The organism is Haloactinopolyspora alba (genome assembly GCF_003014555.1).
GTDB lineage: Bacteria > Actinomycetota > Actinomycetes > Jiangellales > Jiangellaceae > Haloactinopolyspora > Haloactinopolyspora alba.
This window is the reverse complement of the sequence record NZ_PYGE01000011.1, coordinates 50,828-73,581: the sequence shown is the minus strand read 5'-3', so window position 1 is coordinate 73,581 and position 22,754 is coordinate 50,828. Positions and strand designations below refer to the sequence as shown.

Below are 22,754 nucleotides of genomic sequence, written 5' to 3'. Positions count from 1 at the left end.
ATTTTCCAGCCGATGACAGGTGTTCCTCATCCCAGCGAGTGGATGAAGTCCGCCGTGGCCGCGTCGGCCGCGAAGAACGTCTCGATCGCGACCTCGTCGAGGCTCACGTCGCGCGGTGCCCCGAACACGGTGAGCGCGTAGCAGAAACTCAGGTCGCCGGCGGGAGAAGCCAGGACCATGGGAACGACGACATCCTGATCGGCCGGACCTGCCGACTCGATCTGGCCGTCCGTCGGCGTCGGGTACGCACTGATCTCCTCGAGAAGGTCGGCGAGCCCTGGCGCCGCGGTCCGTTCCAGCTGACGCCGGACCCGCCTCAGCTGATGCGATCGCCACTGCTCGTAGTTGCGGAGCCGAGGTGCCAGCCCTTTGGGGTGCAGGGTCGCTCTCAGCACGTTGACCGGTGGAGTGCGAAGCTCCTCCGCGACATCGTCCAGCATCGCCGTCATCGTCCGGTTCGCGGTCAGCAGCTCCCACCGCACGTTCACGGCCAGCGCCGGGTTCGGTTCCTGCCCGGTGAGCACCGCGTCCACGGCCCCTCGTACCACGCCGAGGTCCTCGAACGGTCGCTCACGGTGAGCGGGGGCGAAGCCCGCGGCGAGGTGGAGGGTGTTGCGCTCGCGGAGCGGGACGTCCAACACGTCGCTGAGGCGTTCGATCATCTGCCCGCTGGGCGTCGCACGTCCGGTCTCGATGAAGCTGACATGACGAGCGGAGATCTCCGCCGCGAGCGCGACATCGAGTTGACTGCGGCGGCGGCGCTCACGCCACCGCCGTACCAACGTGCCTACGGGTTCGGCGCCGACGGGGATCGTCATGCGGACAGGCTGCCGTGCCAGGCCACGCCGGGCAATGACCTCGGAGGTAATTGCTGATGCTGACGGGCCGATGCACGTTGTTGGTCAGGACGAGACAACCAGCACTGTTGGAGGCATTCATGAACCTCACCGCGACCCGCCGACCGGCCGGGAGAGGCTTGTGATCACGGTTGACGGCCTGACCAAGAGGTACGGCCAACTGACGGCCGTCGACGAGGTGTCCTTCACCGCCGAGCCAGGACGGGTGATGGGTTTCCTCGGGCCCAACGGGGCAGGCAAGTCCACCAGTATGCGGATGATGGTCGGGCTCTCGGAACCGACGTCCGGGACGGCGCACATCCTGGGTCGGCGGTTCGGCGAACTTCCCAACCCCGGCCGCGAGGTCGGCGTGCTGCTGGATGCCTCCGCTCAACACGGCGGCCGCACAGGGCGGGAGATCCTCAGTCTTGCCGCCGGGACGATGGGGCTCCCGAAGGCATGGGGCGACGCCGCCCTCGAGCGGGTCAGCCTGACCCCCGAGGAGGCGCGCCGCCGGGTCGGCAACTACTCGCTCGGCATGCGCCAGCGGCTCGGGATCGCCGTGGCGCTCATCGGCGACCCGGACGTCCTCATCCTCGACGAGCCCGCCAACGGCCTGGACCCGGCAGGCATCCGGTGGATGCGTGACCTGCTGCGCGGGTTCGCGAACGACGGTGGGACGGTACTGCTCTCGTCTCATCTGCTGCACGAGATCGAGGTCATCGCCGACGACATCCTGGTCATCGGCAACGGCCGGATCGTCGCCCGGGGCACCAAGGAGCAGCTGCTCACCGAAGGCGGCACCCTGGCCCGGTCGGCCGACCCGGCCGCCTTGGCGGCCGCGCTACGTGCGGCCGGCCACGCGAGCAAGCAGGCATCTTCCGGCGCCCTGCACACCGAGGCCGACGCCGGCACCGTCGGCCAGGTCGCCCTGGCCACCGGTGTGGCACTCACCGAACTCCGCGCCGCGGACAGCACCGGGCTCGAGGAGATGTTCCTCGCCCTCACGGACGACTCACAGCGTGACGGCCTCCGAGACGAGACCGACACGAAGACCGAAGGGACGGCGGCATGAGCGACGTGACCATCGCTTCCGGATCCGTCGACACGCCGCCGCACCGCGGTCGACCTGCCGGGACCATTTCTCCGATCCCGTTCGCGCGGATCCTCTGGATCGAGCTACGCAAGATGTTCGACACCCGCTCAGGCCTCTGGCTGATGGCCAGCATCCTGATCGTCGCGGCACTCGCCACCGTCGGGACCTTGATCCTCGTCCCGGAGAGTGACCTCACCTACGAGTCGTTCCTCAGCGCGATCGGGTTCCCGATGAACACGATTCTGCCGTTGGTCGCGATCCTCTCGGTCACCAGCGAGTGGGGCCAACGCACCGCGCTCACGACGTTCACCCTGGTGCCGAGCCGTGCGCGGGTGATCTCGGCCAAGGCGGGGCTGTGCGCCATCATCGGAGTGTCCGCACTCGCCGTCGCGGCGGTTCTCGGCGCTGTCGGCAACATCGGCGCCGCCGCCTTCGCGGGTGTCGGGGCCACCTGGGACGTGGGCTGGCAGGGTCTGGTGCTGTTCGCCATGGCCAACGTGATCGGCATGGGCATCGGGTTCATGCTCGCGGTGCTCACCCGGAGCTCGCCCGCCGCGGTAGTGGCGTTCTTCGTCTACTACCTGGTCGTGCCGATCGTCTCCACCGCCGTGGCAGGCGTCCAGGAGTGGTACGCCGACCACGTCCACTGGATCGACTTCAACACCAACGTGAATCGGCTGTTCGGTGCCGGCTTCACGGGAGACGATGCGCTGTCGGCGCAACAGTGGTTCCAGCTCGGCCTCACCGGACTCGTGTGGCTGGTCGTCCCCCTGACGGTCGGACTCCGGTTGGCGCTCCGCGCAGAAATCAAGTAGTCGGTGACGTCCAGCAGCGTGGCGGTCTCGCTGCCGCGACGGGACGTTCCTGGAGGCCAGTTGCGCTGGGAAACGCCGGCGCGACATGGCACTATCACGGATGTGACGAGCGAACCCGCGGCGACGCAGCGCCTGCGCGACCTCGCGCTGCTGCGCCGCGTGCGCGACCGGATCGACCGGGAGTACGCGCAACCGCTGGACGTCGAGGCGCTCGCCCGTGGCGTGAACGTGTCGGCCGGGCACCTCAGTCGTGAGTTCCGGCGCGCCTTCGGGGAGTCGCCGTACAGCTATCTGATGACGCGGCGCATCGAGCGAGCGATGGCGTTGCTGCGCCGTGGCGACCTCAGCGTCACCGAGGTCTGTTTCGAGGTCGGCTGCTCGTCGCTCGGAACCTTCAGCACCCGCTTCACCGAGCTGGTCGGGGTGCCGCCCAGCGTCTATCGCCGCCAGACGGACCGGGCCATGGCCGGAATCCCGCCATGCGTGGCGAAGCAGGTGACCAAACCGATCAGGAATCGAGAAGTGCGGGTCCCGGAGCCGGGCCTAGCCTGATCGCCATGGACCTCACTATTCATCACGCGTACCTCCCGCACACCGACCCGGAGGCCTCGCTGGCCTTCTACCGCGACACCCTCGGCTTCGAAGTCCGCAACCACGTGGAATACGGCGGGATGCACTGGATCACGGTCGGCCCCGTCAACCAACCGGACACGTCGATCGTGCTGACGCCGCCGGCCGCCGACCCCGGCATCACCGACGACGAACGCCACACGATCGAAGAGATGATGGCCAAGGGCACCTACGCGGGCATCAACCTGGCCACCAAGGACGTCGACGACACCTTTGCCCGGCTGCAGGCCGGCGACGTCGAGGTGGTCCAGGAGCCGACAGACCAGCCGTGGGGGATCCGCGACTGCGCCTTGCGCGACCCGGCCGGGAACATGATCCGGATATTCCAGGTCGGCTGAGCACGAGCAGTTCGGACGACCTAGCGGGTTGAGTACAGATGGCTGGGCTGTGCGGGCTCGAGCGCGATGTCCAGCTCGAGCGGGCCCAGTTCGGCGGCGATGCGAGAGAACTCGCCGACCCGGCGGTCGAGTTGGCCCGCTCGCCGGACCAGCCCCCAGCGCAGCGTGGGTCGTTCGTCGATCGGCAGGTAGACCACGTCGGCGCGCTCGAGGTACTTGACCGCTTGTGCGCAGGCGAACGCGACGCCGTCCCCGGACGTCACGGCCCACAGGACCTCCTCGCGGGTCGGCATCCGGGTCGTCCGGCCGGTGTCCGAAGCCGGGACCGGGCTGAGCGCGGACTCCCAGTACTGGGGTACCGGCAGACCCGACGGCAGAACCGTGTGCTCGTTCAGTTCGCCGAGCGACACCGAAGGCCGGGCGGCCAGCGGATGATCGCGACCGGCCGTGAGCACGATCGGCTCGATGAACGTCACCGGCCCGGTGGCGAGGTCGGACTCCTCGACCGGGAACGACACGAGAGCGACGTCGACGTCACGGTTGCGCAGCGCCTCGAACGGCTCGTCGATCCGTATCTCGCGCATCAGGAGCTCGACCTCGGGGTGGCGGCTCCGGAACAACGCGGTGATCGGGGAGAGCTCCTGCCACATCGGGCCCAGAACCCCGAACGTCAACGTGCCGTCCCCGCCCTGTGCCATGTCCTTCGCCGACACGACACCTTCCACGATGCGGCGATACCCGGCGTCGAGGTCCGCTCGGAGATGCTCGCCGAGAGGCGTCAGAGCAACCTTGCGGCTGGTCCGCTCGAACAGGGGAGCCCCGATACGCCGTTCTTGTCTGGCGATCGCCTGGCTGACTCTCGGCGTCGAGAGATGCAGGCGCTCGGCGGTACGGCCGAAGTGGAGCTCCTCGGCCAGCGTCAGAAAGATCTCTATGTCGCGGAGTTCCACACCGACCAGCCCCTCCAAGCGTTAACACCACGCGAAACCGACGTTGCCGATCCGCCCATTGTTCCCGACCGGACGCTCGAGTTTGCTGAGAGCAGTGGGACGGAAGGCCACGACCAGAAAGGACGTACAGCGATGACACCGAACCAGCAGGCAGATGAGCGCGGCGCACGCCGGCCCGGCACGCCCGGGGCGTTCTCGCGGTGGATGCAGCGGACGATGAACGCCCGCATGATCCGCAAGGTCCGGCGCGGCCGCGGCGAGTTCATGGGCATGGACGTGCTCGTCCTTCGTACGGTGGGCCGCCGCAGTGGGCAGGGGCGGGAGACGCCGCTCGCGTGGTTCGACGAGGGTTCGGACGCCCGGCTGGTCGTCGCCTCCGGCGGCGGCAGCCGGAACCCGGCCTGGCACGCTAATCTGATGGCGCATCCTGACCAGGTGTCGATCGAGTTGCCCGGCGGCGACGTCACATCGGTGACACCGCAGCAGCTCGACGGCGCCGAGCGTGAACACGCCTGGCAGCGCATCGCCACCGCCCAGCCCCGCATCGCGAAGTACCAGAGCAAGTCCGAGCGACAGTACCCGGTGGTCCGCCTCACCCCGCGCTGAGCCGAGATGGAGGAACGACGAGCATGACCACGAGCACGGACACGGTGTCGCCTGCACTGCACGCTGCCGACAGCCACGACATGATCCGCGTGCACGGCGCGCGAGAGAACAACCTCAAGGACGTCGACGTCGAGATACCGAAGCGCCGGCTGACGGTGTTCACCGGTGTCTCCGGCTCGGGCAAGAGCTCGCTGGTGTTCAGCACGGTCGCCGCCGAGTCGCAGCGCATGATCAACGAGACGTACAGCGCGTTCATCCAGGGCTTCATGCCGAACATGGCACGGCCGGACGTCGACCTGCTCGACGGGCTGACCACCGCCATCATCGTCGACCAGGAGCGTATGGGCGCCAACCCGCGCTCGACCGTGGGCACCGCCACCGACGCGAACGCGCTGCTGCGCATCCTGTTCAGCCGTCTCGGTCAGCCGCACATCGGCTCGCCCCAGGCGTTCTCGTTCAACGTCGCCTCCATCAGCGGAGCGGGGGCGGTCACGTTCGAGCGTGGGGGAGAGACGGTCAAGGAGCGTCGCTCGTTCTCGATCACCGGAGGCATGTGCCCGAAGTGCGAGGGGACGGGCCGGGTCACCGACTTCGACAGGACCCAGCTCTACGACGACAGCAAGTCGCTCAGCGAGGGCGCGCTCACCGTTCCCGGCTTCAGCATGGACGGCTGGTACGGACGCATCTTCGCCGGCGCCGGGCTGCCCATGGACACGCCGATCAGGAACTTCGCCGAGAAGGAGCTGCAGAAGCTGCTTTACGGCGAGCCGGAGAAGATCAAGGTCGAGGGGGTCAACCTCACCTACGAAGGCCTGATCCCGAAGATCCAGAAGTCGATGCTGTCCAAGGACCGCGAGGCGATGCAGTCGCACATCCGCGCGTTCGTCGACCGGGCGGTCACCTTCACCGCATGCCCCGAGTGCGACGGCACCCGGCTCAGCGAGGCGGCCCGGGCGTCGAAGATCAACGGCGTCAGCATCGCCGACGCCTGCGCGATGGAGATCCGCGACCTCGCCGAGTGGATCCGCGGCCTCGACGAGCCGTCGGTGGCTCCGCTGCTGACGACCCTTGGCGAGACGCTCGACTCGTTCGTGGAGATCGGACTCGGCTATCTCAGCCTCGACCGGCCGGCGGGCACGTTGTCCGGGGGAGAGGCGCAGCGGACCAAGATGATCCGGCACCTCGGGTCGGCGCTGACGGACGTGACCTACGTCTTCGACGAACCCACCATCGGCCTGCACCCGCACGACATCCAGCGGATGAACAGCCTGCTGCTGCGGCTGCGGGACAAAGGCAACACGGTGCTCGTCGTGGAGCACAAGCCGGAGACGATCGCGATCGCCGACCATGTCGTCGACCTCGGTCCGGGGGCGGGCTCCGCGGGCGGCAGTGTCTGCTTCGAAGGTGCCGTCGACGGGCTGCGGGGCAGCGACACCCTCACCGGCCACCACCTCGACGACCGGGCCAGTCTCAAGGAGTCGTGGCGCAAGCCCACCGGCGCGCTGGAGATCCGCGGCGCTCGGCAGAACAATCTGCAGGGCGTGGACGTGGATGTGCCCACGGGCGTCCTCACCGTCGTCACCGGCGTTGCCGGCTCCGGCAAGAGCTCGCTGATCCACGGCAACCTCGCCGGACGCGACGGCGTCATGGTGATCGACCAGACCGCCATCAAGGGCTCCCGCCGTTCCAACCCGGCGACCTACACCGGGCTGCTCGACCCGATCCGCAAGGCGTTCGCGAAGGCCAACGGCGTGAAGCCGGCGCTGTTCAGCGCCAACTCCGAGGGCGCCTGCCCGACGTGCAAGGGCGCCGGCGTCGTCTACACCGAGCTGGGCGTCATGGAAACCGTCGCCACGACCTGTGAGGAGTGCGAGGGCAAGCGGTTCCAGGCCGAGGTGCTCGAGTACCGGCTCGGCGACGGCGAGAACGGCAAGAACATCAGCGAGGTGCTCGGGATGTCGGTGGCCGAGGCGGAGGAGTTCTTCGGCTCCGGTTCCGCACGCACACCGGCCGCGCACAAGATCCTCGACCGGCTCGCCGACGTCGGCCTCGGCTACCTCACCCTCGGCCAGCCGCTCACGACGCTGTCCGGCGGCGAGCGGCAGCGGCTGAAGCTGGCCACGAACATGGGCGGCGACGGCGGCGTCTACGTCCTCGACGAGCCGACCACCGGGCTGCACCTCGCCGACGTCGAGCAGCTGCTCGGCCTGCTGGACCGGCTCGTCGACTCGGGCAAGACCGTCATCGTCATCGAGCACCACCAGGCGGTCATGGCGCACGCCGACTGGATCATCGACCTCGGGCCCGGCGCGGGTCACGACGGCGGCCGGATCGTCTTCGAGGGCACGCCCGCCGACCTCGTGCGGGGCAGCTCGACGCTCACCGGCGAGCACCTGGCCGAGTACGTCGCCACCTGACCGAGGTGCCGTGCGAACGGTATCATTGCTATCTTTGTTATCAGGAGGTGGTCGTGATGGCCCAGCTGCTGGTGCGCAACCTGGATGAGAGCGTGAAGCGCCGGCTGCATCTCCGCGCCGCGCGGCACAACCGGTCGCTCGAGGCCGAGGTTCGGTTCATTCTCACCGAGGCAAGTGCGAGCTCAACTGACGACCCGGTGGGGCGGCTGTTGGCGGCAGTCCGGGAGCAGCGCGTCGAACCGAATCTGCCGGACGACTCGTTCGATCATGAGGGGGCAACGTTCGAGTGAACGATCCCGTCGATGCCGGCGCAATCGTGCTTGATACCAACGTGGTCTCGGAGCCGCTCAGGCCGGCGCCGAACGAGCACGTTCTCGCACATCTGCGAGAGGCTTCGTCGCGGACCTTCATTACGACCGTGACCCTGGCCGAGTTGTTCCTCGGCGCGAACCAACTCGATCGTGGCCGGCGCCGGCAGAGCCTATTGGAGAACATCGCCGCGGTCCGTGACGTGTATGCACAGCGGACGCTGACGTTCACTGCTGCCGCAGCCGAGCATTATGGCCAGTCTGTTGCCGCCTTGAAGCGAGCCGGCGTCGCGATGAGTGTTGCGGACGCGTTCATCGCCGCGATCTGTGTGACCAGCGACGCGGCGTTGTGGACCAGGAACAGCAAAGACTTCGTGCACTACCCGGGCCTGACCGTCATGGATCCATGGTCCGAAGGTTGAAAGCACTCACCGGCGAGGATCTCGCGGCCTACGTCGGCATTCACCAGCCTTGTCGTTGTCCAGCTCGGACGGTGACGTTGTCCAGCTCGGACGGTGACGTTCGTCCTTATGGTGAGGACAGGTGAGGTGCCTGCCCACGACCTGAGGAGCGGACATGGCCACGACCCATCTCACCAAGGTAGGCACGGTCGGCATCGCCGTCACCGACCAGGATCTGGCGCTGGAGTTCTACGTCGGCACGCTCGGGTTCGAGGTCCGTCGGGACGTCGAGCTGGGGCCGTTGCGCTGGATCGAGGTCGCACCGCCAGGTGCCATCACGACGGTCGCGCCGGTTCCCGCCGAGATCCCGGCCGGCCTGCGCTTCTTCACCCCCGACGCGGACGCCGCGCACGCCCACCTGCGCGAGAGCGGTGCCGACACGGACCCGCAGGTGTTGCGGATGGACGCAGCGCCACCGATGTTCGCATTCCGGGATCCCGACGGCACGACGCACTTCGTGGTCGAGGAGGCATAGACGATGAACAAGCAGTTCACGGCGACGTTGCAGAAGAGCCCGGCCCAAGGTGGGCACACGTATCTCGTCTGGCCGGAGTCGGTCGAGTTCTTCGGTACCCGGGGTCTGGTGAAGGTCCGCGGGACGGTTGACGGCCACCCGTTCCGCGGCTCGTTCATGGCTCTGGGCGACGGCAGGCACAAACTGCCGGTCAAGGCGGAGGTCCGCAAAGCCATCGGCAAGGACGCGGGCGATACTGTGACCGTCGTCATACTCGAGCGGATCGAAGGCGCCGGCTGACGAGCCGCCGATTACGCATCAGCGGAGTGATCGCATGGCCACGTTCATCGCCCTGACCCACACGGAAGAGCACGACTGGTCCCAACCGGAGTACGAGGACGGACTACGGGAGTACGTCGACTTCGAGGAGGCGCACGCCGACGTGCTGCGTGGCGGTCATGCGCTCTATCCCACCGCGAGCGCGAAGCTCGTGCGGGCTCCCGATGGTGACGGCGAGCAGCCTGTCGTCAGTGACGGCCCGTTCGCGGAGACAAAAGAGGTGCTGACCGGGTTCTTCCTCATCGAGTGCGCCGACATGGACGAAGCGGTCGAGATCGCCGCGAAGATTCCCGCGGTGCAGTACGGGACGGTGGAGGTGCGCCAGCTGCATTCGTCTCTCGGAGTCTGACCCATGGCGACGGGCGACGGTGCGGCCGAGCAGGTCGTGCGCGAGGAAGGCGCACGCGTCCTGGCGACGCTGATCCGCGTCACGGGAGATGTGGACCTCGCTCAGGACGCGGTCCAGGACGCCGTGGTACGGGCCTTGGAACGGTGGCCGCACGACGGCGTCCCGGAAAGTCCTCGTGCCTGGCTCACCGTCACCGCGAAGCGGCGCGCGATCGACCTCATCCGCAGGGAGTCCCGGCGCTCGGGGAAGGAGGCCGAAGCGATGACGCTCTTCGAGCCTTCTGCCGAACCCGCTGACGCGGTCCGGGACGACACGCTGCGGCTGGTGTTCACCTGCTGCCACCCGGCGCTGTCGGCCGACGCGCAGGTCGCCCTCGCGCTTCGGACACTTGCCGGGCTGACGACGGCGGAGGTCGCCCGCGGGCTGCTGGTTTCCGAGGCGACCATGGCCAAGCGGCTGACCCGAGCGAAACAGAAGATCGCACAGGCGCGCATCCCGTACCGCGTGCCGGAGGCCGCGGAACTGCCGGACCGGTTGGCCGGCGTCGCCGCCACCGTCTACTTGATCTTCAACGAGGGGTACGCGGCCGGGGCTGGCGCCGACCTGGTCCGGGTGGCGTTGACGGACGAGGCGGTCCGGCTGGCGCGTCTGCTGGTCGAGCTGATGCCCGACGAGCCCACCGCGTTGGGTCTGCTGGCGCTCCTGCTCCTGCAGGACGCCCGGCGCGAGGCGCGCACCGGCGACGACCACCAGCTCGTCCTGCTGCCGGATCAAGATCGGTCCCGTTGGGACCGGGTGAAGATCGAGGAAGGTGTCGAGTTGGTCGGTGCGGCTCTGCGGCGCACGCCGGAGCGGCCGGACGCCTACGTGGTGCAGGCGGCCATCGCGGCGTGTCACGCGCTGGCCCCGGCCTACGCCGAGACCGACTGGGACGCGGTGATCTCCTGGTACGACGTGTTGCTCTCCGTGCACGACACGGCCGTGATCAGGCTCAACCGGGCCGTGGCTGTCGGCGAACGCGACGGATCAGCCGCCGGGCTTGCGCTGGTCGACGAGGTGGACGGCCTCACGATGTACCCGTGGTGGCACGCAAGTCGGGCGGAGCTCTTGCGCCGCCTCGGCCACGACGACGAAGCCCGCTCCGCCTACGAGCAGGCGCTCGGCCTGGACATGAACGTTGCCCAGGCCGAGCATCTGCGTTCCCGGGTGGCGAGTCTTCCCGCGGCGCGTGGGGGTCGTCAGCCCCACTGACCGGGCTGGTAGTCGCCGGCGGGCTGCCGAGTGATGACGTTGAACCGGTTCCAGGCGTTGATCAGCGCGACCTGTGCGACGAGCGCGCCGAGCTCGTCGTCGTCGTAATGCTTGGCCGCGTTCGCCCAGACTTCGTCGCTGACGCCGCCGGCCGCGTCAGCGAGGCGGGTGCCCTCTTCGGCCAGTGCCAGTGCGGCCCGCTCGGCTTCGGTGAAGACCGTCGCCTCCCGCCAGGCCGCGACCAGGTTCAGTCGGAGCCAGGTCTCACCGGCCTGCATGGCGTCCTTGGTGTGCATGTCGGTGCAGACCGCGCAGCCGTTGATCTGGCTGGCCCGGAGGTTGACGAGCTCCACCGTGGTGGCAGGCAGGGCCGTGTCGGCGACGACCCGGTTCGCGGAGACGATGTGTTGAAGCTCTTCGTGGTGATCGTGTTCTCGAAGAGGTCGAGACGAGCGTCCATGAATCTTCTCCCTGGTGTTTCTCGGACGTACGGGTGGCGTGTGTTGCCGGTGTGTTCGGATGCGGTCGTGTGCCGGGCCTAGATCAGGCCGAGTTGTTTCATCTGCGCGGCGACGTCGACGACCCCGGAGGTCTCGGCGATTCGACGGTCGGCGAAGCGGAGCATGAACATCTCGCTGTACGTGACGGACCCGCCGGTCGGTGCGAGACCCATGTACTCGCCCTGGTGGGTCCCCGTGACCGTGTGTTTGCTGACGACCTTGTCGCCCTCCGCGATCATGTCGTCGACACTGATGTGCAGGTCCGGAAAGGCCAGCCAGAGCCGCGCGAACACTTCCTTGATGGCTTCCGCACCGGTCGCCTCGGTCGGCGCCGGGGCAGTGAACAGCAGGTCCGGGCGGAATGCCTCGTCGATGGTCGCCGTGAACAGCTCCTCGTCGTGGCTGTTACAGGCGTCGACGACGCGAGTGAACGTCGCTTTGTTGGCTGTTTCTTCGGCCGTTGACATGTCGGGCCCCTTCGGTCGGAAATGTCGCTCACACCTGAACGACGAAGGAGAGCCCGGCCGGGGGACAGGTCCGGGTCAGAGATTTTCGAGTCGCCGAGTCAGAAACCGCTTCTCGGGGGTCGACGTGGCCAGGTCGAGCGCTCGCCGGTAAGCGGCCCGGGCCTCGTCGTCGCGGCCGAGACGACGCAGCAGCTCGCCGCGGGTCGAGTGGAAGTACAGGTAGCCGTCGAGGTCGAGGCGGTCGACGGCGAGCAGTGCCGTGGCCGGATCACCGGCCTGGGCGAGCGCCACGGCACGGTTGAGCTCCACGACTGGTGAGCCGGTCAGCTCGGCCAGCCGCCGATACAGCGTGGCGACCTGTGGCCAGTCCACGTGCTCGCTCGTCTGCAGCGAAGCAATCGCGGCCCGGACGACGTAGGCGCCGCGGCCGCCCAGTGCGATCGCCTTGTCGAGCACCGCCCGCCCTGCCGAGATCTGGCGCATGTCCCACAGCGACCGGTCCTGATCATCGAGCAGGACGAGGTCCTCACCGGAGAACCGGGCGTGTCGCCGGGCGTGGTGGAGCATCATCAGCGCGAGCAGCCCCTGCGCCTCCGGTTCGTCCGGTATCAGTGCGGTGAGCACCTGTCCTAGACGGATGGCTTCGGCGCCGAGGTCGACGCGGCCGCGGTAGCCCTCGTTGTAGATCAGGTAGACGACGGCCAGCACCGCGTCCAGGCGCTCCGGAAGCCGGTGGGCGTCGGGAACCGAGAACGGGATCCCGGTCGCCTTGATCTTGGTCTTGGCGCGGGACAGGCGGCGTTTCATGGTCTCTTCGGAGACCAGGAAGGCACGGGCGATCTCGGCGGTCTCCAGGCCGCCGAGGGCTCGTAGTGTGAGCGCGACCTGTCCCTCGAGCGGCAGGGCAGGGTGGCAGCAGGTGAAGATCAGTTCGAGCCGTTCGTCCTTGATCACGCTGTCGTCGATCTCGTCCACGGTGGCCTCGGGTGGCGGTAGCAGGTGAATCTTTTCGGCCAGGGTGCGCTCGCGGCGGATCCGGTCGATCGCTCGGTTGCGGGCCGTCGTCACCAGCCAGGCACCCGGGTTGTCGGGCATGCCCGCCGACGGCCAGCGCTCCGCGGCGATCGCGAACGCCTCTTGGACGGCGTCCTCGGCCTTGTCGAAATCACCGATGAACCCGACCAGCGAAGCGAGGACCCGGCCCCACTCGTCGCGGAATACGTCGTCGAGCACGCTCAGCCCTGCACGACCGGTCTGACTTCCACCGCGCCGCCGAGGCGGGCGGCCGGGATCCGTGCGGCGAACTCGAGCGCCTCGTCCAGGTCGGCCGCCTCGATCAGGAAGAAGCCGCCGAGCACCTCCTTGGTGTCCGCGAACGGGCCGTCGGTCATCAGCGTCCGGCCGCCGTCGACCCGAACGTTCGTCGCCGTCTCGGCAGACTGCAGCTGGGCGCCGCCGACGCGGCGAGGATCGTCGGCCAACACCGAATACTCCTCGAACACCGCAGCACGTTCCGCATCCGACAGCGCCTCCTGCGAGCCGGGATCGGCGTAGATCATCAGGGCGTACTGCATCGTGTGACCTCCAGGGCAATGGGTTCTCACCGGCACGACGAACGAGCGTCTGCGGATGGGACACCGTTGGCAGTCAGAATTTCACGACGATCGCGACGGGGGTATGGGGGAGCCACGGCCGGTGACGCACGTCATATCACCACCCCGTCACATGGATCGGATCGGTGGCATCTCCATGTTCGTACCGACGCCGTGTGGAACGATCCGCGCGGCACGCGACTTCACGAGTGAGGACGAAGTCATGGAACCTCGTTTCAACCTGTTCGACAGTCCGACCGCCGCGAAGTTCTCCAAGCGGTTCGCCAACGCCTCGCAGGTCCTGGAAAACTCGAGTCTGCCGAAGAACTTGGCGGAACTGGTGATGCTTCGCGCCAGCCAGATCAACGGCTGCGGTTTCTGCGTCGACATGCACACCAAGGAAGCCACGGCCGCCGGCGAAACCGCCGTCCGGCTCCATCTGGTCGCCACCTGGCGCGAGTCCACGGTGTTCACCGAGGCAGAGCGGGCCGCGTTGGCGCTGACCGAGGAGGGCACCCGGCTCGCCGATGCCAACCACGGCGTTTCCGACGACACCTGGGCCCAGGTGCGCAAGCACTACGACGACGATCAGATCGGCGCGCTCGTCTGCGTGGTCGCCATGATCAATGCCGCTACTCGGATGAATGTCATCGTGCGCAACCCGGGCGGTTCCTACGAGCCCGGCACGTTCGCCGCGGCCGACTGATCAGCGGACGGATCGCGGCCATCCACTAGATCGGGCGCGAGGCACGGAACAGCGCGACGGTGCCGACGACGTCGACGGTCACGTCGGTGAAATGCGGCCGGAGAGCACGTTCGAGCCCGTGGGCGTCGTCGTCGCCGTTGTGGAAGATGCCTTTGTTGTTGTAGACGGACATCAGCCTGCGTCCAGCAGCGTTGTGCCGCACGCCGCGCGCGAGAATGGTGCCGCCGAACAGCACCCCCTCGGGGGCGAGGCGCGCGGCGAGATGGCCGAAGGCGGCCCCTTTGTCGGCCCAGGCGCCCGGCACACAGTGGAACACGTAGTTCGCCCCGATCGAGTCGAAGGGACCGACGTCGTCCGGCAGGGGTTCGAGCACATCGGCAACCAGAGTGTCTGGTCCGGAATCGGCGAGACGTGCACTCGCGCTGGCCAGGCTGTTGGCGTTGAGGTCCATGAGCGTGATGGTCGCGTCCGGCGGCATACGCGCACGGGCGAGATACCAGCCGGTCCCAGGGCCGACATCGAGATGTCGCGTGCGGACGTTCTGGTTGTAGAGCTCGACGATCCGGTCCCGGTGGCAACGCCACACGTACGTGTTGGACAGGTGTACGACGAGAAGGTCGTAGAAACCGAGGACGCGCTTGCTGTACACAGCAGCGCCACGACGCACGTCGTCGTCCGGCTCAGTCATCAGCAGCCACCCGTTCGTCGTCGCGTCCGTGAACGGCGACAGCTTCGTGATCGAGCCGCACGGTGTCAAGGGTCCGGCCCACGTCAGCTGCGGGCGTCAATCGTCGCGCGGGGTGGACCGGCGGATCAGCCGGTCCACCCGGGCGCCGAACCGTTCGCGCCGGCCGAGCGGGTGTTCGTCAGGGATGCGCGGCGAGCGGATCCGTCCGGGTATGTGCACCACGGCGAGGTCGACGGCGACGGCGGTCGCGCTTGCGACGTCGGCGCGCGGCAGGGCCAGCCATATCTGAGCGGGGGAGCGGCGTACCGCTGCATGGACTGGTAACGAGATGTGTTGAACCGGGACGGGTCGACTGTCATAATGGCTACATTAGAGGGGTCAGTTATGGCTACAAGGGAACGGAGGCCTGACATGGACGTCGGGGTTCGCGAGCTGCGCGACGGCCTGAGCAGGCACCTGGCCAGCGTCCGCGAGGGACACACCATCACCGTTACCGATCACGGGCGCCCCGTGGCGCGGATCATTCCTGCGGGCGTTCCCACCAGGCTGGAGCAGCTGATTGACGAGGGCAAGGTCAAGCGGGCGAGCCGCCGGAAAGGAAAGCGGCCCGCACCCATCGAGACGGCTGGCGCTGTCAGCGACCTCGTCGACCAGCAGCGTCGTTGATCCTCTACGTTGACACCTCTGCGCTGGTGCCGCTTCTGATCAAGGAGCCGACGTCGGAGGCCTGCGGTGAACTTTGGGACGGGGCCGACAGCGTCACGGTCACACGGCTCGCCTACATCGAGACCGTGGCCGCTTTAGCGATGGCTGAACGGCTGGGCAGGGTCACCGAAGAACAGGCGCGAGGCGGCCAATCCATCCTCGACGATTTCTGGCCGGTTGTGAATGTGATCGAGCTCGACGAGCTGCTGATGTCCGAGGCGGCCAGGCTAGCCGTCGCGCATGGACTACGGGGGTACGACGCGACTCATTGCGCCGCAGCAGTTGCGGCGAACGACGCTGAGCTCGTCGCCGCCTCCGGCGACGTCCGACTGCTTTCGGCGTGGCAAGCAGAAGGCGTCGCAGTCCGAGACACGAACGGGTGACCGCCTCGAAATGGCGACGCAGCCGGTTCACACGACACGGTCTCGCCGCAATTGGCAGGCACGGGAGTTAGATGAGCCGGGAGTAGCATCACGCATCCGGCTGGAAGTCATCCCGTCGGGTCAGCGACCTGCTGCTTGGCGGGCGTGGCCGGCGCCGTGCTGCCAGACACCAGCGGCCGGTGTTGCTCAAGTACTTCGGTGTCGCTGACGCGCGCCCTCACCCCAGTTCACGCACCGGCCTCGAGCACGGCGAGGTCGCGCACCGCATATCGGTGATGCTCGGCTTCTTCCTTCAGCACCACCTTGAGGCAGCGGCGCACGACGTACTCCTGGTCGGGATACGGGTCCGCCGGCTTCCGACCGCACACGCGATCGAGCTTCAGCCCGGTGAGCCCGTCGACGACACGCCGCATCGTGGCCATGCGGGCGCGCCGCGGCGCGAGCACCTCGTCGAGCGTCGGGGTGGCGTCGAGGGTGAGCCCGAGCTTCGCCGACTCGTCGGGCGGCATCCCGCCGTATGGAAGGCCTAGCGGGTGGTAGGGCGCGTCCTCCTCGAGGACGGCATTACCGAGCCAGGCATCGCTGGCCATCAGCAGGTGCCGTTGCGTCTCGACGAACGACCACTCGCCGTCGACCTGCTCGTGCAGCTTGGCCTCGGGCAAGAGCCCGGCTCGGTCGAGCGTCGCTGCCCACAAGGCCTCGACGGCATCCCAGGCAGCCCGATAGTCGTCGGGGGACTCCGCGTCACGCGCCAGCACCCGCGTCGGTTGCTGCCGGTCGAGCTCGCTCTCGACGTAGTCGGTGACGTCGACGTCGTTGACGACGAGACGCTCGAAGGCACCACCTAGGTAGATGTCGCTCCCGTAGCAGTCGACGATCTTCAGACCGCTGACCTCGCAATCGCGGATCTCGAGGCCCGCCAGGTCACACAGGTGGATGCGGGCACCACGGAACTGGTCACTCTGGGTGTACTCAGCAGCCATAGAGGCAGTCTCGCGCAACCGTCCCGCCCACGCCACGTTTTGGCAGAGTGCCTGCATCTACTTCCACTTCGTGGCTTAACTGGCAGGGGATCGGGAGCTCGTGAGCCGGGAGTTCACGCGTCCAAGGCGAGTTCCGCAAGGTGGCTCAGCGCTGATGAGCCCCACCCTGTTGGGTCGTCGCCAGGCGGCACGAGTGCCATGGCGTACCAGAGCACGAGGACGGCCCACCAGCTCTTCTCGACCGGCGTCAGCTGCAGTACAGACTGGTAGCCGGATAGGAACGTTGCGCGGACCTCTGCGGACACAGGCCCCCAGTCGCGAAACCGTGTCCCGAGCATGACGGCCGATCGAGCGATCTCGTCGATGCAGTGGTCGACTCTGACCTCCTCGAAGTCGATCACCGCGGCGATCTTGTAGCCGGCGCACAGGACGTTCGACGAGCGGAAGTCGCCGTGGACGAGCTGTGTGGGCAGCCTGTCAGCTGGTGCGCCGGCGACGAGCCGCCCCAGGGCGTCGCGAGCCGGCTTTGGGACATGATCGCCAGCGGAGTCGATCCAGTCGGTGACACGGACCGCCAACGGTTGCGGTCGCGCCTGGTGCGGGACTACCTGATCGGCGTCCGGATATCCGTCGAGCGCTTGATGAAGCTGGGCTAGCGCCGCGCCAGCGGCTCGTACCTGATCGTCGTCGTCAACGTCGAGGAGATCGCCCTGGATAACACGCTGGAGGCACATAGAAGCCTTGTCAACCTCCACCTGAGGTTGACCGGTAGATGACTGAACGGGCGACGACACTGGCAGCTCTTTCCCGTCAAGCCACTGCGTGAGTCGAGCGATCTGCGACAGGCGTGCGAACCGCTCTGGGGCGACCGACCACTTCGCGAGCAGTTGACCGGACGGGCTCGTGACCCAGGCCAACGCATTGCGGCCGCTGATCACGATCCGCTCGCAAGAGTCGATGTGGATGCCCCAGTGCTCGTGAACGGTAATTGTGACCCAGCGACCGGCCGATACGGCGTCCCGGAAGCCGAACCGTTCCGCGAGCGCGGTCTGTGGGTCGTGCGCTTCCCACAACATCTCCAACTTGGGCACGTGTGTCTCCTCCATGCGCAACATCCCAGCACGCGGGGTGGCACACTCGGTCTGAGCCCTCGCCGAGTCAACTCAATTCGCGCTTGGCCGCGATGTACTCGGCATAGGCGCTCGCTGAGCCGATTGCGTGACACTCGATCGTGGATCGCGAGTGATAGCCGAGCGTATCGGCGATGATCGGCACTGGACCGAGTTTGGTGAACTCATGCAGCGTGCCCAGGCGTGTCGGTCGACCAGTCGGCGTGTGCTCGGTCCGCTGGCAAGCCACGCATCGAGATGGTCCTGCTGCAGCTCGCTGAGCTCGATAACGCCGATAATGTACATTATGTTAAGTAAGCGTTTCGGGGCCCCTCCTCCGGTGAACCTCGGGCCGGGTCTGACGGTCGTCTGTCGGCGCCCGTTCTCCGGCCAGGCGGATGTGCTTGCCGTTGTGTAGGAAGGCGGTGACATGAGCGGCAATTGTTGCCCCTTGTGTCATCCCTGCTGACAACACCCTTGATCCGATGGGAGCGTTCGGTCTCAGGCGAGCTCGAGGACGAAGAAGAGGAAGCACATGAAGGACCGGCCATACAAGTCAGGAGGGAGCAGCTCCTGAGGAGTGTTCGCGGCTGGCGGCGGTTCGCTGACAGCCGCGATGCGGAATCCCGCTGCGGCGAAGGCGTCCGCCATGGCGTGCAACGGTCGATGCCAGAAGGTCAGGATGACAGTTTGCCCGTCCATGACGTAGTCCTCCGAGTACCGAGTGACCGCGAAGTAGTCGGCGTCGGGATACACGATCGCGTAGGCGCTGGGATGGTTCACCGAGAGGATCAGGCGACCGCCGGGCTTCAGCACACGTCGCAGCTCGGCCAGCGGGCTGGCCCAGTCCTCCAGGTAGTGCAGGACCAGGGATGCGACGATGTCGTCGAATTCGGCGTCGGCGAACGGCAGCGGCCCACCGAGGTCGGCCACGTGCAGGTCGGCGTCCTCACCCAGCCTCTGGCGAGCCAAGTCGACCATAGCTGCACTCACGTCGAAGCTGGTGACGGCGGCACCCTTGCTGCGCAGCGCTGCCGACAGCGGCCCGGATCCGCAGCCCGCATCCAGGATTCGGCGGCCCGAGACGTCACCTGCGAGGCGCAGTATCTCGGGGCGCTCGTAGTAGGCGTTGAAAAGGTTGGACTCGTTCTCTGCCGAGTAGGCGTCCGCGAAGTCGTCGTAGTCGGTTGCTGTCATACCTCCGCCGATGCTTGGCCTTGAGCCCCAAAATAGAGGTTGAACCTTGGCCCGACGGCCCGTTCGGCGGCCGTCTACTTTGTCGCGCCGGTCTCTGACTTGCTTTGGCGGCACGATACGGCATCCCTACGGCAACGAGCGCGTCGGCTGGATTCCCCGGTACTCGATCGGCCGGCCGTCGCGGGTGTAGGTGATCGCGGTGCTGACGGCGAGTCGCGCTCCGTCCTTGAGCAGCCTGGTGTGCGGGCGGCCGGAACCGCCGCCGGTCGGTCCGCCGGCTATCGAGACATGCGGCGCCCCGACGAGCGGATGCAGGAAGTCCTCGGCTGCGGAGTACGTCATCGCGTCCACGAGGACTCGCACGGTGCCGGGCCAGGCGTCGGGGTCAGGTGACGTCCGCAGATCTACCGCCGCCGCGAGATCACCACGGCCGGTGGTGAAGGCGACCGAGCCGAAGGGCGTCTCGTCCCGGACGAACAGTCTGCGGGCCTGTGCAGCGGCCACCAGACTGCCACCGGTGTTCCCCCGGAGATCGAGGGTGAGCTCCCCGTCCGGGTGCGCGCCCGCCAATGCCTCGTGGAGCTGTTCCGGCACGTCCGGCGTGAACGCCGCGATCCGGATCCAGTTGCCGTCGGCCGCCACGCTGGGACGGGCTCGCCGTGTTTCGGTCCAGGAACGCTCGGTGCCGTCGGACGCCGTGGCGGTGAAGTCGCGGGTCTTGGCCGACATCGCCATGAAGCGCCTGGCCGCGATCAGCGCGTGCTGCTGTGGTGATGCACCGACTGTTCGGAGCCAGGCGGCCGGATCGTCCACCACCATCGTGTGCCCCGGCCGCACGCCGACAGCCCATGCCGCGCTGTCCTCCGGCACCTTCCGCAGCACGGCGCCGTCCGGGTGAATCATCTCGGCGACGTACGGCGGGTGGAACCGTGGCCCCGGAAAGATCAGCTGAGTATGCGCGTCACCGAGCTCGGCCACCCACCGTGCCGCGTGCGCCCAGAATTCGTCCCCGTCGAGGTCACGGACGTATTCGTACCGCTCAGTGATGACTCCCCAATCGAGGTCGCGCAACCCGAAGGACGGATAGATGTTCGCCACCTCGGCGTGGATCCGGTCGAAGGCGTCGGCACACGTCTTCGTCTCCGTGTCGGACACCATGGTCGACGCCGAGTGAGCCAGGCTGTGCAGCAGGTTCACGCCGTCGCCGAATGCCGAGGGATCAGGCACGGTCAGAGCGAGCCGGCGCGATTCCGGATCGCACTCCAGACGCGGCGAACCCACGTCCGGGGCGACGGCCACGTCCCAGACATCGGTTTCGCGGTCGCCGTCGTCAGCACGGTGAAAACGCACCGGCTGGCCGAGCACTGCGGTGAACTCGGCGGCCTCGAGTTCCAGGAGCGGCAGGACGTCGTCCCGATCAGGGAGGTGATCGAGACGCCACAACACCGGCCGGTGGAACGAAGGCAGCATCCGGCGATGCTAAACAGACCGTCAAAGGTCGGCTAGCCGGCCTGCGGTGTGAACTGGCTGACCGTGAACGTCGCACCTTGCGGGTCGCGCACGCGGGCATGGCGGGTCCACTCGGTGTCCTCGGTATCCAGCACAGTGCCGCCGATGCGCTCGACCGTGGCGACGCTGGCATCCCGGTCCGCGACCGTGAAGGTGACGTGCCAGTGCGTCCGCTCGTCCGGCGCGGCCGGCGCGAGCCAGCCGATCGCATCGGCGAAGCCGGGAGGCGCCTGAACCTCGGCCTGGCGCTCGCGGATACCGGGATCGACGGTAGCGGCGAGGTGGTTGCCGTACCCGGGTCGGCGGATCATGGCGCCGAACCCGACGTCGTCGAACTCCCAGCCGAACACCTCGCCGTAGAACGCCGCCGCGGCCGCGGTGTCGGCGGCATGGAGGTCGCTGAAGTTCCACGCACCCGGTGAGTTGGCCAGCTGGGCGCCAGGCTGCCGCGTGGCCTCCCAGAGACGGAACGGCACGCCCGACGGATCCTCGCACCAGGCGATGCGGGCGGCGTCGCCGACCTCCGATAGCAGCACGACGCGTCCGCCCGCCGCCTCGACGCGGGCCGCTACCCGGTCTACGTCATCGGCTGCGACGTACGTGCTCCAGCCGGTTGAGCGTTCGTCGGACCGGCCCAGGCCGGCAACGGCCTGACCGCCCAGTTGCGCGATGACATAAGGCACAGCGCCGTCCGCTCCCACGGCCTCGATGTAGTTCCACCCGAAGAGACGCGAGTAGAACTCGCGCGCGGCCTCCAGGTCTGCGTGTTCGACGTCGACCCACGAGGTGACGCCTTCGGGGTAGGTCCTGAACATCTCCATGGAGGCCACGCTACGAGGCGTTTAGGTCAGCGTCTGGCCGCAATCCGACGATCATGGAACTCCGGCGTGAAGGTCCCGGCCATGACCATTGATAGATGACCACCCGGGCTCTAGCTTCGTGTTCAGTCTGCTGGCCCAGGAACGTCTGACGTGACGGTGATGCCCCCAGTGGTTGAAATCGCGATGGCTTGCGCCGATGCGCCAAGCCTCGCGGCGTTCTGGACGCAGGCATTGGGATACGTCGACCACTCTCCTACCCAGGGTCCCGGCCGCGGGTTCGCCTGGCTGATGGATCCGAATGGTGTGGGCCCGCACCTGGCTCTGATCGAGGTGCCTGAGCCCAAGACGGCGAAGAACCGCATGCACCTCGACCTGAACGTCGCCGGCGACGGCTCACCGGACGAGCAGTGGCAGCGGATCCGCGACGAGGTGGACAGACTGAGCGCGTTCGGCGCCAGCGTGCTCGCTGAATTCGACCACGACCACGTCACCATGGCCGACCCTGAGGGTAACGAGTTCGATGTCTGCTGAAGCGAAGGTGGAGGGCGTCGGTGAGAATCGCGGTGACCGGGGCCACGGGTTCGGTGGGCGGGCAGGTCGTGGACGTGCTGGCGGCCACGTCCGCCCATGAAATCGTCGCACTGGCGCGCCGGCCGGCAGCCGTCCGGCCACACGAGGCCGTCCTCCCCGTGCGTGCCGACTACGACGACCTTGCGTCGCTGCGCTCGGCGCTGCGAGACGTCGACGTCCTGGTCTTCGTGTCCAGCGACGGTGACGTTGCGCGTGCCCGCCGGGGACGGACGCATCTCGCTCGTCTCACGCGAGGATGCGGGGCGTTGCCTGGCGATCCTCGCTACGTCGGCCCCCACCGGTCTGCACCACGACATCACCGGGCCGGCGGCGTTGAGCATGGACGCGGTGGCCGACGTGGTCACGCGCACGTCACCCGAACCGGTGCGGTACGTCGACGTCGAACCTCGCACGCACGTCGCCGAACTCGCGAACTCGGGTGCGGACGCGTGGTGGACCCAAGCCTTCTCGACGATGTTCGCGTCTGTCCGAGAGCAGCGCTGGGACACCGTCTCGGACGAGGTCCGCCGTATCACGGGAACCGCTCCCCTGTCCCTCGCCGACGTGCTGGACAGCTCCGCACGCGTCTGAGCCGGCGTCTTCGGGAGCGACCGCGGCGTGTCACATTCCTGTCCCGCGCGGCGTCGTATGTGCAGCAACGACGTGTCCGTGGC

The 22,754-nt window shown here is 67.7% G+C and carries 28 protein-coding genes and 3 pseudogenes; 18 read left to right on the top strand and 13 right to left on the bottom strand.

Features of this window, described 5'->3' with window-relative positions:
• Positions 1-26: 26 nt before the first annotated feature.
• Complete coding sequence (locus CLV30_RS15530; protein WP_106538133.1) at positions 27-818, bottom strand: helix-turn-helix domain-containing protein; 792 nt, start codon at positions 816-818, stop codon at positions 27-29.
• 160 nt (positions 819-978) lie between these two features.
• Between CLV30_RS15530 and CLV30_RS15525 the strand changes: the two genes are divergently transcribed.
• From CLV30_RS15525 to CLV30_RS15510, 4 genes are all read left to right on the top strand, one after another.
• The gene (locus tag CLV30_RS15525) at positions 979-1,911 is read left to right on the top strand and encodes an ABC transporter ATP-binding protein (RefSeq protein ID WP_106538132.1); all 933 of its coding nucleotides are present in this window, start codon (positions 979-981) and stop codon (positions 1,909-1,911) included.
• A complete protein-coding gene (locus CLV30_RS15520; protein WP_106538131.1) occupies positions 1,908-2,747 on the top strand; it encodes an ABC-2 transporter permease in 840 nt (279 codons plus the stop codon). Before CLV30_RS15525 ends, CLV30_RS15520 begins: the two co-directional genes overlap by 4 nt.
• 102 nt (positions 2,748-2,849) lie before the next feature.
• Positions 2,850-3,299 carry a helix-turn-helix transcriptional regulator gene (locus CLV30_RS15515; RefSeq protein ID WP_106538130.1) on the top strand — a complete coding sequence of 150 codons (450 nt, stop codon included), beginning with the start codon at positions 2,850-2,852 and terminating at the stop codon, positions 3,297-3,299.
• A 5-nt stretch (positions 3,300-3,304) separates the two neighbouring features.
• Positions 3,305-3,715 carry a VOC family protein gene (locus CLV30_RS15510; RefSeq protein ID WP_205740971.1) on the top strand — a complete coding sequence of 137 codons (411 nt, stop codon included), beginning with the start codon at positions 3,305-3,307 and terminating at the stop codon, positions 3,713-3,715.
• Positions 3,716-3,735: 20 nt separating this feature from the next.
• Here CLV30_RS15510 and CLV30_RS15505 read toward each other — a convergent pair whose 3' ends face one another.
• Together CLV30_RS15505 and CLV30_RS27900 are read right to left on the bottom strand one after the other, a co-directional pair.
• Positions 3,736-4,428, bottom strand: a complete 693-nt coding sequence (locus CLV30_RS15505) for a LysR family transcriptional regulator substrate-binding protein (RefSeq protein ID WP_240723342.1) — start codon at positions 4,426-4,428, stop codon at positions 3,736-3,738.
• Between the two features lie 111 nt (positions 4,429-4,539).
• Positions 4,540-4,665 (bottom strand): annotated as a pseudogene (locus CLV30_RS27900) (LysR family transcriptional regulator); the annotation flags it as partial.
• A gap of 132 nt (positions 4,666-4,797) precedes the next feature.
• On the opposite strand from CLV30_RS27900, the gene CLV30_RS27895 reads away from it, so the two are divergent.
• The 8 genes from CLV30_RS27895 to CLV30_RS15465 all read left to right on the top strand — a co-directional run bounded on the left by CLV30_RS27895 (position 4,798) and on the right by CLV30_RS15465 (position 10,850).
• Entirely contained in the window at positions 4,798-5,271 is a 474-nt protein-coding gene (locus CLV30_RS27895) for a nitroreductase family deazaflavin-dependent oxidoreductase (RefSeq protein ID WP_106538128.1), read from the top strand.
• A gap of 23 nt (positions 5,272-5,294) precedes the next feature.
• The gene (locus CLV30_RS15495; RefSeq protein WP_106538127.1) at positions 5,295-7,688 is read left to right on the top strand and encodes an ATP-binding cassette domain-containing protein; all 2,394 of its coding nucleotides are present in this window, start codon (positions 5,295-5,297) and stop codon (positions 7,686-7,688) included.
• Between the two features lie 56 nt (positions 7,689-7,744).
• Positions 7,745-7,978 carry a FitA-like ribbon-helix-helix domain-containing protein gene (locus CLV30_RS15490; RefSeq protein WP_129711060.1) on the top strand — a complete coding sequence of 78 codons (234 nt, stop codon included), beginning with the start codon at positions 7,745-7,747 and terminating at the stop codon, positions 7,976-7,978.
• Entirely contained in the window at positions 7,975-8,418 is a 444-nt protein-coding gene (locus CLV30_RS15485; RefSeq protein WP_106538125.1) for a type II toxin-antitoxin system VapC family toxin, read from the top strand. Before CLV30_RS15490 ends, CLV30_RS15485 begins: the two co-directional genes overlap by 4 nt.
• Before the next feature lie 154 nt (positions 8,419-8,572).
• The gene (locus CLV30_RS15480) at positions 8,573-8,932 is read left to right on the top strand and encodes a VOC family protein (protein WP_106538124.1); all 360 of its coding nucleotides are present in this window, start codon (positions 8,573-8,575) and stop codon (positions 8,930-8,932) included.
• A 3-nt stretch (positions 8,933-8,935) separates the two neighbouring features.
• The gene (locus CLV30_RS15475; RefSeq protein ID WP_106538123.1) at positions 8,936-9,211 is read left to right on the top strand and encodes a DUF1905 domain-containing protein; all 276 of its coding nucleotides are present in this window, start codon (positions 8,936-8,938) and stop codon (positions 9,209-9,211) included.
• Between the two features lie 34 nt (positions 9,212-9,245).
• The gene (locus tag CLV30_RS15470) at positions 9,246-9,599 is read left to right on the top strand and encodes a YciI family protein (protein WP_106538122.1); all 354 of its coding nucleotides are present in this window, start codon (positions 9,246-9,248) and stop codon (positions 9,597-9,599) included.
• 3 nt (positions 9,600-9,602) lie between these two features.
• Positions 9,603-10,850 carry an RNA polymerase sigma factor gene (locus CLV30_RS15465; protein WP_106538121.1) on the top strand — a complete coding sequence of 416 codons (1,248 nt, stop codon included), beginning with the start codon at positions 9,603-9,605 and terminating at the stop codon, positions 10,848-10,850.
• On the opposite strand, the pseudogene CLV30_RS15460 reads toward CLV30_RS15465, so the two are convergent.
• The 4 genes and pseudogenes from CLV30_RS15460 to CLV30_RS15445 all read right to left on the bottom strand — a co-directional run bounded on the left by CLV30_RS15460 (position 10,838) and on the right by CLV30_RS15445 (position 13,391).
• A pseudogene (locus CLV30_RS15460) lies at positions 10,838-11,310 on the bottom strand (carboxymuconolactone decarboxylase family protein). The gene CLV30_RS15465 and the pseudogene CLV30_RS15460 overlap by 13 nt on opposite strands.
• Before the next feature lie 78 nt (positions 11,311-11,388).
• Positions 11,389-11,817, bottom strand: coding sequence for an ester cyclase (locus CLV30_RS15455; RefSeq protein ID WP_106538119.1), 429 nt, complete (start codon positions 11,815-11,817; stop codon positions 11,389-11,391).
• Positions 11,818-11,892: 75 nt separating this feature from the next.
• On the bottom strand, positions 11,893-13,050 hold the full coding sequence (locus CLV30_RS15450; RefSeq protein WP_106538118.1) for an RNA polymerase sigma factor: 1,158 nt from the start codon (positions 13,048-13,050) through the stop codon (positions 11,893-11,895).
• A gap of 2 nt (positions 13,051-13,052) precedes the next feature.
• Positions 13,053-13,391 (bottom strand): YciI family protein, encoded by a 339-nt coding sequence (locus tag CLV30_RS15445; RefSeq protein WP_106538117.1) that lies wholly within the window; start codon positions 13,389-13,391, stop codon positions 13,053-13,055.
• A 241-nt stretch (positions 13,392-13,632) separates the two neighbouring features.
• Here CLV30_RS15445 and CLV30_RS15440 point away from each other — a divergent pair, with 241 nt between their 5' ends.
• Positions 13,633-14,115 (top strand): carboxymuconolactone decarboxylase family protein, encoded by a 483-nt coding sequence (locus CLV30_RS15440; RefSeq protein WP_106538221.1) that lies wholly within the window; start codon positions 13,633-13,635, stop codon positions 14,113-14,115.
• A 25-nt stretch (positions 14,116-14,140) separates the two neighbouring features.
• Here CLV30_RS15440 and CLV30_RS15435 read toward each other — a convergent pair whose 3' ends face one another.
• Positions 14,141-14,803 (bottom strand): class I SAM-dependent methyltransferase, encoded by a 663-nt coding sequence (locus tag CLV30_RS15435; protein WP_106538220.1) that lies wholly within the window; start codon positions 14,801-14,803, stop codon positions 14,141-14,143.
• A 411-nt stretch (positions 14,804-15,214) separates the two neighbouring features.
• Here CLV30_RS15435 and CLV30_RS15430 point away from each other — a divergent pair, with 411 nt between their 5' ends.
• On the top strand, positions 15,215-15,469 hold the full coding sequence (locus tag CLV30_RS15430; RefSeq protein WP_106538219.1) for a type II toxin-antitoxin system Phd/YefM family antitoxin: 255 nt from the start codon (positions 15,215-15,217) through the stop codon (positions 15,467-15,469).
• Positions 15,466-15,891: a type II toxin-antitoxin system VapC family toxin gene (locus tag CLV30_RS15425; RefSeq protein WP_106538116.1), complete on the top strand. Its 426-nt coding sequence runs from the start codon at positions 15,466-15,468 to the stop codon at positions 15,889-15,891. Before CLV30_RS15430 ends, CLV30_RS15425 begins: the two co-directional genes overlap by 4 nt.
• 227 nt (positions 15,892-16,118) lie before the next feature.
• Here CLV30_RS15425 and CLV30_RS15420 read toward each other — a convergent pair whose 3' ends face one another.
• The 5 genes from CLV30_RS15420 to CLV30_RS15395 form a co-directional block, all read right to left on the bottom strand.
• Entirely contained in the window at positions 16,119-16,874 is a 756-nt protein-coding gene (locus tag CLV30_RS15420; RefSeq protein ID WP_106538115.1) for a DinB family protein, read from the bottom strand.
• Between the two features lie 113 nt (positions 16,875-16,987).
• Entirely contained in the window at positions 16,988-17,980 is a 993-nt protein-coding gene (locus CLV30_RS15415) for a phosphotransferase (RefSeq protein ID WP_106538218.1), read from the bottom strand.
• Positions 17,981-18,484: 504 nt separating this feature from the next.
• Positions 18,485-19,180 carry a class I SAM-dependent methyltransferase gene (locus tag CLV30_RS15405; RefSeq protein ID WP_106538114.1) on the bottom strand — a complete coding sequence of 232 codons (696 nt, stop codon included), beginning with the start codon at positions 19,178-19,180 and terminating at the stop codon, positions 18,485-18,487.
• A 126-nt stretch (positions 19,181-19,306) separates the two neighbouring features.
• Positions 19,307-20,650: a S41 family peptidase gene (locus tag CLV30_RS15400; protein WP_106538113.1), complete on the bottom strand. Its 1,344-nt coding sequence runs from the start codon at positions 20,648-20,650 to the stop codon at positions 19,307-19,309.
• 32 nt (positions 20,651-20,682) lie between these two features.
• The gene (locus CLV30_RS15395) at positions 20,683-21,510 is read right to left on the bottom strand and encodes a VOC family protein (protein ID WP_106538112.1); all 828 of its coding nucleotides are present in this window, start codon (positions 21,508-21,510) and stop codon (positions 20,683-20,685) included.
• A gap of 159 nt (positions 21,511-21,669) precedes the next feature.
• Here CLV30_RS15395 and CLV30_RS15390 point away from each other — a divergent pair, with 159 nt between their 5' ends.
• From CLV30_RS15390 to CLV30_RS27350, 3 genes and pseudogenes are all read left to right on the top strand, one after another.
• Positions 21,670-22,041: a VOC family protein gene (locus CLV30_RS15390; protein WP_106538217.1), complete on the top strand. Its 372-nt coding sequence runs from the start codon at positions 21,670-21,672 to the stop codon at positions 22,039-22,041.
• Positions 22,042-22,061: 20 nt separating this feature from the next.
• A pseudogene (locus tag CLV30_RS27890) lies at positions 22,062-22,277 on the top strand (NAD(P)H-binding protein); the annotation flags it as partial.
• A gap of 16 nt (positions 22,278-22,293) precedes the next feature.
• Complete coding sequence (locus CLV30_RS27350) at positions 22,294-22,671, top strand: Rossmann-fold NAD(P)-binding domain-containing protein (RefSeq protein WP_129711059.1); 378 nt, start codon at positions 22,294-22,296, stop codon at positions 22,669-22,671.
• Positions 22,672-22,754 lie beyond the last annotated feature (83 nt).

What these genes read in the sequence shown, in the direction of transcription:
- CLV30_RS15395 (WP_106538112.1), bottom strand. Translation starts at nt 21,510, where the DNA reads ATGGAGATGTTCAGGACCTACCCCGAAGGCGTCACCTCGTGGGTCGAC.
- CLV30_RS15520 (WP_106538131.1), top strand. Translation starts at nt 1,908, where the DNA reads ATGAGCGACGTGACCATCGCTTCCGGATCCGTCGACACGCCGCCGCAC.
- CLV30_RS15480 (WP_106538124.1), top strand. Translation starts at nt 8,573, where the DNA reads ATGGCCACGACCCATCTCACCAAGGTAGGCACGGTCGGCATCGCCGTC.
- CLV30_RS15400 (WP_106538113.1), bottom strand. Translation starts at nt 20,650, where the DNA reads ATGCTGCCTTCGTTCCACCGGCCGGTGTTGTGGCGTCTCGATCACCTC.
- CLV30_RS15510 (WP_205740971.1), top strand. Translation starts at nt 3,305, where the DNA reads ATGGACCTCACTATTCATCACGCGTACCTCCCGCACACCGACCCGGAG.
- CLV30_RS15470 (WP_106538122.1), top strand. Translation starts at nt 9,246, where the DNA reads ATGGCCACGTTCATCGCCCTGACCCACACGGAAGAGCACGACTGGTCC.
- CLV30_RS15440 (WP_106538221.1), top strand. Translation starts at nt 13,633, where the DNA reads ATGGAACCTCGTTTCAACCTGTTCGACAGTCCGACCGCCGCGAAGTTC.
- CLV30_RS15490 (WP_129711060.1), top strand. Translation starts at nt 7,745, where the DNA reads ATGGCCCAGCTGCTGGTGCGCAACCTGGATGAGAGCGTGAAGCGCCGG.
- CLV30_RS15435 (WP_106538220.1), bottom strand. Translation starts at nt 14,803, where the DNA reads ATGACTGAGCCGGACGACGACGTGCGTCGTGGCGCTGCTGTGTACAGC.
- CLV30_RS15465 (WP_106538121.1), top strand. Translation starts at nt 9,603, where the DNA reads ATGGCGACGGGCGACGGTGCGGCCGAGCAGGTCGTGCGCGAGGAAGGC.
- CLV30_RS15475 (WP_106538123.1), top strand. Translation starts at nt 8,936, where the DNA reads ATGAACAAGCAGTTCACGGCGACGTTGCAGAAGAGCCCGGCCCAAGGT.
- CLV30_RS15445 (WP_106538117.1), bottom strand. Translation starts at nt 13,391, where the DNA reads ATGCAGTACGCCCTGATGATCTACGCCGATCCCGGCTCGCAGGAGGCG.
- CLV30_RS15530 (WP_106538133.1), bottom strand. Translation starts at nt 818, where the DNA reads ATGACGATCCCCGTCGGCGCCGAACCCGTAGGCACGTTGGTACGGCGG.
- CLV30_RS15495 (WP_106538127.1), top strand. Translation starts at nt 5,295, where the DNA reads ATGACCACGAGCACGGACACGGTGTCGCCTGCACTGCACGCTGCCGAC.
- CLV30_RS15405 (WP_106538114.1), bottom strand. Translation starts at nt 19,180, where the DNA reads ATGACAGCAACCGACTACGACGACTTCGCGGACGCCTACTCGGCAGAG.
- CLV30_RS15455 (WP_106538119.1), bottom strand. Translation starts at nt 11,817, where the DNA reads ATGTCAACGGCCGAAGAAACAGCCAACAAAGCGACGTTCACTCGCGTC.
- CLV30_RS15430 (WP_106538219.1), top strand. Translation starts at nt 15,215, where the DNA reads ATGGACGTCGGGGTTCGCGAGCTGCGCGACGGCCTGAGCAGGCACCTG.
- CLV30_RS27895 (WP_106538128.1), top strand. Translation starts at nt 4,798, where the DNA reads ATGACACCGAACCAGCAGGCAGATGAGCGCGGCGCACGCCGGCCCGGC.
- CLV30_RS15420 (WP_106538115.1), bottom strand. Translation starts at nt 16,874, where the DNA reads ATGGCTGCTGAGTACACCCAGAGTGACCAGTTCCGTGGTGCCCGCATC.
- CLV30_RS15415 (WP_106538218.1), bottom strand. Translation starts at nt 17,980, where the DNA reads ATGGAGGAGACACACGTGCCCAAGTTGGAGATGTTGTGGGAAGCGCAC.
- CLV30_RS15390 (WP_106538217.1), top strand. Translation starts at nt 21,670, where the DNA reads ATGCCCCCAGTGGTTGAAATCGCGATGGCTTGCGCCGATGCGCCAAGC.